Origin of the sequence: Pseudomonas sp. FW305-28, assembly GCF_017351395.1 — a bacterium.
Lineage (GTDB): Bacteria > Pseudomonadota > Gammaproteobacteria > Pseudomonadales > Pseudomonadaceae > Aquipseudomonas > Aquipseudomonas fluorescens_AA.
The window spans coordinates 21,242-28,747 of record NZ_JACNDD010000086.1 but is presented as its reverse complement, the minus strand read 5'-3'; the positions used below and the strand labels follow the sequence as shown (position 1 = coordinate 28,747).

Sequence of the window (7,506 nt, the reverse complement as noted above, 5' to 3'; positions counted from 1 at the left end):
ACTTGCAGGAGACTTCCATATTGTTGGCGTAGACTTCATTCGCCATCAGGCAGCCCTCACAGTCTGATAACTGAGCAGCGCGACGGCACGCTCGCCGGCGTCGTTGCCAAGATGGCAGAAGATATTCGGACCTTCGCCGTAGCCCTTGCGACTGGCGGCCAACGCCACCGCGAGCATGGCCGGGCCGATGGCGGCGCCGACTTCGCCGATGCAGTCGGCTGGATGCCAGAGATGGAAGAACTCCTTGCGCACGCGCAGGGTCCGGCTGAGGGCCAGGGAGGCTTCCTTGAAGTAGTACTGCTCGCCGGAGATGTCGGTGAGCCGATAATCCATTTGCTCCAACCCACAGCCGGCTTCGCCAAGGGCTGCCCGTACAGCTTGTGTCAGGCCTTCGGCGCGCAAGGGAATGTCTTCGGCCTCCACGGTGGCCTTCTCCATACCGAACCCCAGGCCGATGCAAGCCAGTTGCGGCGTTGCGCTGGCCACCGGAGCAGCCAGTACCACAGCCGCAGCCCCTTCGCCGGGAATAAAACCGTTGGAGTTCTCGCTGGTAAGCAGGCGCTCGCGCTCTTCGAAGGCGGCCAGGGTCGGTCCGCAAAGGAAGGAGTCGACGCCGGCGACCAACACGTGGCGATGGCCGCCTTGATAGATCAGCGTGCGTGCATTCAGCAGGGCCACGGCGGCGCTGACCCGGCCGCGGGCGATGATGGTGGAGTCCGGGTGAAAGCGCAGGCCCAGTTCCGCTTCGATGTCCTGCAACAGTCTTCTATCGAGGCCATCCAGACGGCCGGGGCGCTCGGCTTCGGCCACGCCCAGCAGCAGCGGGGTCTTTTCCGGGTCAACCCCGGGGGTGCTCTGTAACGCCTCGGCGATGGCGCGGGCGGCCATCTTGAGCAACTTGATGCGGCCGCGCCAGGGCTGCTCCAGAGGTACGCTGGCGGCAATCAACCACTCGCCACCTTGGTCGATGAAGCGGGTTTCCTGGAAATTGTCGATGGCGCAGCGGATCGCCGCGCAGCTTGCGGGTGCAGTGAGGCCGACAGCGCTGACCATGCCGGAGCCGATGATACAGAGCGCGGTCACCAGTCCGTCTCCTCGGGCGCCTGCTTGGCTTTTACCAGGGAGGACAGCGACGGGTAGTAATCCTTGCCCAGTTCACGGGCGCGCCACCAGCCCGTGGACATCGTGCCGACCAGCACCTGGGCAATCTCGAACAGGTTGCGCTGCAGGGGGCGGGACACTCGCCAGGTCAGTTGCACCTGGCGTGCGTCCGTGTCGATCAGCAGGGTATCGATCACCGCCTGCACAGTCTCATGGCCGCCTTTTTTCAGGAAGAAAGTCACCGGCACGTCCATTTCGGGGATGCGAAAGCTCGCGTGCTCCCGGGGCGTGAGGTTGAGCAGCAGCACGTCCTCGCCGCCACGCGGGTAAGGAATCTGCTGGTCGTCGGGGGCTGCCTGGAAGTAGCGACGGTCGAAATCCTGCGGCAGAAACGGAAAGCAGTCGGCCAACCAGGCTTCGTCGTAAGTACCGGCAAACCGGACGCGTTGCGGCCAACTACGGCCAATGGGACCGAGCGCCATGGGGCGAAAGTCGCCGGAGGGGCTGTCGATCGGCTTGCCCAGTTCCTCGGTATTGGGCATTGGCTTGCCCGCGATTTGCGCACTGTCGATGCTGCCTGGAAACCAACCGCAACCACTCGGATTGTCCGGATACCCATGCAGCATGTCCGGCTTGTTGGCCATGGGATGGGAGCCTCCGTAGGCCTGGGCGTAAGAGATGTCCTGCTCGGTAAAGGGCTGCGGTAAACCGGGAGAAACACCCAATAGCCCCGGTTGCCATCGGCGGGGCCCGAGGACGGAAAAGGCCTTGCTCATCTGACCGACGCGAATGCCTGCGGCCAGTTGCGTCACGGGCCGCCCGCCTGGGGCATAGGCCTTGCCGCGTACCAGCACATCGCAGAATGGCTTGATCGGGGCGAAGTCCATTTCCTGCAGCGGGGCACTGAGGCCCGGTTCGCCGACGAATGCATCGGCCATCAACAACGGTTGCTGGGTGTCGGCGAGGGTTGCCGCCCGGCCGTCCAGGGGCAAATTGAACGTGCCTTTGGCCACGATCACCAGGGATTCGCGGCCATCGGGCTCCATGCCCTGGGTGTAGGCAGCAAGCAGTTTGCTGGCGTTGAGCAGCTCCATGAGTCGACTACCTGTCTAGTTGATCTGCACCGAACCGCCCTTGATGCGGTTCACGCCGGATGATCGGCTTGAGAGGTAGGTCCCACGGATCAGCACCTTGCCTTCGCGGGTGAGGGTAATGCTGGCCTTGCCGCAGCGCAGGACGATTTCCCGCTCCGCGGTGAACTCCAAGCGTTCGCCGTCCAGGTGGGCGACGGCCGGCGTCGAGGTTTGCGGCAGGCGCTGGATGCGGCCGATCACCAGGGGCCGGGCCAGGTCGCCGGCCTCGAACATCAGCGCGACCTGGGCCCCGATATCCTCGCGACTGAGGGGGGTGGTGGTACGCGCGGGGAGGCCGCCGTCAGCAGGGCAGCCGGGAAACGCCACGACCGGGGCGTCCGCCTTGGGCACATCCAGCAGCAGGCCAATCACGACGCCATCCACGCGCGCCGGCGTGGCAGTGGAAGAGGGCAGGTAGTATTCGACAGTCATCACGCACGCTCCATGGCTAGTTCTGCAGAATCTTCTGGCCTTTGACGACCACGTTCTTGTTGGCCTTGATCTTGATCGCGCCGGAGCCGTCGATGGTGATGTTCTTGCCGCTGATCATGATGGTGCCGTCCTTCTTCATGGTGATGCTGGCGTCGCCCGTCGTCAGGCTGATGGAGTCGCCAGCGGTGAGGGCAAAGTGCTTGCCGACGTCCAGGCTGTCGTTCTGATTGATGCTGGTATTGCGGTTCTGGGCAACGTCGCGGGACTCGTTCTGGCCGATCTGGGTACTCTGGTTGCCGTTGATCTCGATGCCTTCGTTGCCCTGGACCGTTTCGTTACGGTTGCCGCTGATGCCGATGGTCTCGTTGCCACCCACGTCCTCGGTCCGGTTGCTGGCAATACTGATTTTTTCGTTGGCGCCGACTTTTTCCGTGCGGTCGGCACCGATGGTGATGGTCTCGTTGCTGCCCACCCTCTCGGTGCGATTGGCGCCAATGGTGATTTTCTCGTCGCTGCCGACATCCTCGGTGCGGTTCACACCAATGGAGATGGTTTCGTTATTGCCGACCTTTTCCTTGCGATCCACACCAATGGTGATGGTTTCGTTGTTATCGACGGTTTCGGTGCGATCGTGTTTGACGTGCACGGTCTCGTCGTTGTCGATGGTCTTGCGGCGATCATGGCCAACCCAGTGGGTCTCGTCGTTCTCGACCTCGATGTCCTGGTTTTTCTCGGCGTGGATAAACAGCTGCTCGGCGCCTTTCTTGTCCTCCATGCGGATTTCATTGAAGTTGGCCGGCGAGCCGCCCTTGCTTGAACGACTTTTCACCCCGCTCTGGGTGGCGTTGGCGGGCAGCCCATAGGGCACGGTCTGTTCGGCGTTGTAGACGCGGCCGGTGATGATCGGCCGATCCGGATCGCCTTCTAGGAAACTGACGATCACTTCCTGACCGATACGCGGGAGCTGCACGGATCCCCAGTTCTTGCCGGCCCAGGCCTGTGAGACGCGAATCCAGCAGGAGCTGTTTTCATTGGACTGGTCATGGCGGTCCCAATGGAAATGCACTTTGACCCGGCCATACTGGTCGGTCCAGATCTCCTCGCCACTGGGGCCCACCACCACGGCGGTCTGCGGTCCGCGGACGATGGGCATCGGCGTGAGGGGCAGAGGACGGAAGGCCTGGTTGGCATCCATGCAGTCCAGCTCGCTGACGAACTGTTCGGCGACGTCCGACTGCCCGCTTTCATAGGCATCCTGACGAATCTGATAACGGGCGGCCACCACCAGATACTCACGGTTCTGGTCCGCACGGTCATATCCCGTCAGCGAGAACACATGACCGCAACCGATGCCACGGGCGCGTCCGCGCAACTGCACACGCTCGAACTGACTGTGAATGGCTTCGATGCGAGTACGCGCGTAGTGATCGCCATCGTTGCTCTGGACGTATTCACCGGGGTAGTCGTAGAGCGGGTAGTCGGCGTTGGTGTGGTTGCGCGGTACGCTGGAGCGCACCTCGAGGCTGGCGCGCGGGCGCAGGAAGTCGTAGTCGTTCAGCGCCAGCGAGCCGGGTTGGACTTCCCGTGCCAGTTGCCAGTCGTAGAAATGGTCGCGCTCACGCATTTGCCGATCGGGCGGGTAGAAGGGCACCGAGGCATAGTCCGCCGCCGTGGAGTGGGCACCATAGGCATCGGCCAGCACCAGCACATGACGGTTTTTTTCATGGCGAAAGTAGTAATAGATGCCTTCCTGCTCCATCAGCCGACTGACGAAGTCGAAGCTGGTTTCACGGTACTGCACGCAATATTCCCACTCACGGTAGCTGCCGCTCAGGCTGTCTTCGAAATCGGAGAAGCCGAGGTCACGGAACACCTGCTTGATGATGTCCGGCACTGTCTTGTTCTGGAAAATCCGGCAATCAGAGGTGCGCGTAAGCAGCCAGAACCAGGGCCGCAGGCTGACGCGGTAACCGGCGAACTGGCCGTGCCCGGTCAACTGCCGGCAACTGCAGACGATGCCGTGGAAATAGCGCTTTGCGCCGTCGTACAGCTCCAGGGTCAGGCCCATCGGCTTGCCTAGCAACTGGTCGAACGTGATCGCCCGGTCTTCGGAGGTCAGGTCCAATTCGTAGTGGAACAGCCGTCCCAGCTCTTCGCTGCCGTCCATGCTTTGCAGCAACAGGACATCGCCACCGAGGGGACTGTCGACCTGCACCAAACGGTTGTTTTGCGTGATTGCCATGAGCGGCTTCCTTGGCTCGGGTTCGGGCGTCAGTTGGCCGTCGTAAGAAAGGTGGCGCCGTAGGCAAGGGCGCCGCCAAAGGGAACATGAAGGGAAATCAAGCTCAACGTTTGCTGCACATCCACCACAGAGGTGATCTCCTTATCGGTCTTGCGGTCTTCAATTAGCGTGAGCGTACGAGCAGAACTGGGACGTGCGGATTGACGTTTGCAGGGAGCCATTTTATGGCACCTCTGACCTGCTAGAAACGTTCCAACATACCCCTGATGGGGCGGATACTGAGGTCAAGATAGGTGAGTGAAAGGCCGTTTGCTTAGTTTTATTAGCTATACATTCGATTCCAAATAAGAATAAACAATGAAATGGAGATGAGCCTGTCGATAAGTAGGAGGCACTCAGCCATCAAGCCGTTTCTGACAAGAATGTCAGGAAGCGGTCAGCCTCCAGACACCTTCGCTGTCTAGACTCATTGAGTTGCCCCGCTGCTGCAGAGGAGTCACCTGATGCGTTTGCTCATTGTCGAGGACGAAGAAAAAACCTCCTCCTACGTCCATCGTGGCTTGACCGAGCTTGGCTACATTGTCGACGTCGCGACCAATGGCATCGATGGGCTGCACTACGCGCTGGAATGGGACTACGACGTGGTGATCCTGGATGTGATGCTGCCGGGCAAGGACGGCTATGACGTGCTGCAAGGCCTGCGCCTGCAAAAGAAAACCCCGGTCATCATGTTGTCGGCCAGGGGGACGGTGGATGATCGCATTCGCGGCCTGCGCGAGGGCGCCGATGATTACCTGGGCAAACCTTTTTCATTTGCCGAGCTCGTCGCGCGCGTCCAGGCCTTGATCCGTCGCCGCACAGGTGACACGGCCGACCTGACGCATCTGCGCATCGACGACCTGGAGGTCGATCTGCAAGCGCGCAAAGTGACCCGGGGAGGGCTGCGGCTGGACCTGACGGCCAAGGAGTTCTGTCTGTTGAGCCTGTTGGCGCGGCACCAGGGCGAGATCCTTTCCAAGCTGATGATTGCCGAGCAGGTCTGGGACATGAACTTCGACAGTGACGCCAACGTGGTCGAGGTCGCGATCAAGCGGGTCCGCGCCAAGGTGGATGCCCCGTATCCGCGCAAGCTGCTGCATACCGTTCGCGGCATGGGGTATGTACTGGAAAGCCGCGAGGAAAGTGGCAGGCAAAGTGGTACGCCTTGATGAAACGATCGATTGCCAAGCGGCTCGCCCTGATGTTCGCCCTCGCTGTCCTGCTGATCATGTCGATCAGCGCGACACTGTTGCGCTGTTCCTTGAAGCAATCGCTCGATGAGCAGATGCAGAACGAGCTGATCCTGCGCCATTCCGTGCTCGACCCGGTGCTGGCGAAATACGATTCGCCGACGTTCTGGGTCGGCTTGCGCCAGAAGCTCGACGGCCTGACACCCGCGGATGAACGGGTCCGCTATTGGATCCTGGTCGATGACCCGGCCTTTAGCTACGGCGGAGCGATGCCGGACGGCCAGGATTGGTCGACGCGCTCCGATGGGCTTTTTACCCTCGATCTCCCTGAGCGCGAGCGTCCCATGATGGTGTTGCTCAAGACCATTGCGGCCATGGGCGACCGTCCGGAACTGCGCTTTATCGTGGGGCTGGATTCAACGCCCTTCAGGAAGACCCTGGACCACTTCACCAAAATACTGATCCTGACCTCGACGTTGGGCATCGGGTTGGTTGCACTGCTCGGTTACTGGATCGCGCGCTTCGGCCTGGGGCCGGTGAGGCGCTTGAGCCGTCAAGCCAATAGCCTGCCGCCGGGGGATTCGAAACAGCGACTGGACACCGAGGCGCTGCCGGGCGAATTGCAGGAACTGGCGGTGTCGTTCAACGGCGCCCTGGCGCGCCAGGAAGCGGCCTGGTGCCAACTCGAAGGGTTCAATGCCAATGTGGCCCATGAACTGCGAACGCCCTTGACCAACCTGATCGGACAGACCCAGGTGGCATTGGCTCACGGGCGCGAGGTGAGCGAGCTTCAGGATTTGCTGCAGTCGAACCTCGAAGAGCTGGAGCGGATGGGCACCATCGTCAACGACATGCTGTTCCTGGCCGGCGCCGAGAGCGGTCAACGGGCAACCGAGCTCAGTGATGTCTCGCTTTATGAAGAGGCGGCGAAGACGGTGGAGTACCTGGAGCCGGTGTTGCACGACAAACAGCTGAGCGTGGTGATCCAGGGCGACATGCGCGTGTGCATCGACCGCCGCCTTTTTCACCGCTCCCTGGCCAATCTGCTACAGAACGCGGCGCGCTATGCGGTGCCGACCAGCACTGTCACGGTAAGCCTGGTCAACCACGGCATGCAGGTCGAGGTGAGCGTGTCCAACGCCGGCGAGCCCATCGACACCGTGCACCTGGAGCGTCTGTTCGAGCGTTTCTACCGCGCCGACGCCGCCCGGACGCGAAGCGATGCGCACCACGGCCTGGGCCTTTCCATCGTGCGTGCGGTGGCGTCCATGCACGGTGGGCGCGTGTTCGCCCACAGCGAGAACGGGCTCAACACCTTCGGATTTTCCTTGATGAACCAGGCGGCGTCTTAGTCGTCGCCCCGCCAGTA

7 protein-coding genes are annotated in these 7,506 nt (G+C 61.7%); 2 read left to right on the top strand and 5 right to left on the bottom strand.

Annotated elements, in window-relative coordinates; genetic code table 11:
• Positions 1-45: 45 nt before the first annotated feature.
• Genes J4E53_RS19660 through J4E53_RS19640 form a run of 5 tightly spaced genes read right to left on the bottom strand, consistent with a single transcriptional unit; the run spans position 46 to position 5,129 of the window.
• A complete protein-coding gene (locus tag J4E53_RS19660; RefSeq protein ID WP_103309686.1) occupies positions 46-1,086 on the bottom strand; it encodes a beta-ketoacyl synthase N-terminal-like domain-containing protein in 1,041 nt (346 codons plus the stop codon).
• On the bottom strand, positions 1,080-2,195 hold the full coding sequence (locus tag J4E53_RS19655) for a DUF2169 domain-containing protein (protein WP_060742377.1): 1,116 nt from the start codon (positions 2,193-2,195) through the stop codon (positions 1,080-1,082). The genes J4E53_RS19660 and J4E53_RS19655 overlap by 7 nt, the downstream gene beginning before the upstream one ends.
• A 15-nt stretch (positions 2,196-2,210) precedes the next feature.
• Positions 2,211-2,666, bottom strand: a complete 456-nt coding sequence (locus J4E53_RS19650; protein WP_103309688.1) for a DUF6484 domain-containing protein — start codon at positions 2,664-2,666, stop codon at positions 2,211-2,213.
• A 16-nt stretch (positions 2,667-2,682) separates the two neighbouring features.
• Positions 2,683-4,908 carry a type VI secretion system Vgr family protein gene (locus tag J4E53_RS19645; protein ID WP_103309690.1) on the bottom strand — a complete coding sequence of 742 codons (2,226 nt, stop codon included), beginning with the start codon at positions 4,906-4,908 and terminating at the stop codon, positions 2,683-2,685.
• Positions 4,909-4,937: 29 nt separating this feature from the next.
• Entirely contained in the window at positions 4,938-5,129 is a 192-nt protein-coding gene (locus J4E53_RS19640; RefSeq protein WP_146042648.1) for a hypothetical protein, read from the bottom strand.
• 282 nt (positions 5,130-5,411) lie between these two features.
• On the opposite strand from J4E53_RS19640, the gene J4E53_RS19635 reads away from it, so the two are divergent.
• Complete coding sequence (locus tag J4E53_RS19635) at positions 5,412-6,116, top strand: heavy metal response regulator transcription factor (RefSeq protein WP_103309692.1); 705 nt, start codon at positions 5,412-5,414, stop codon at positions 6,114-6,116.
• Positions 6,116-7,489 (top strand): heavy metal sensor histidine kinase, encoded by a 1,374-nt coding sequence (locus J4E53_RS19630; protein ID WP_103309693.1) that lies wholly within the window; start codon positions 6,116-6,118, stop codon positions 7,487-7,489. The genes J4E53_RS19635 and J4E53_RS19630 overlap by 1 nt, the downstream gene beginning before the upstream one ends.
• Positions 7,490-7,506: the final 17 nt, after the last annotated feature.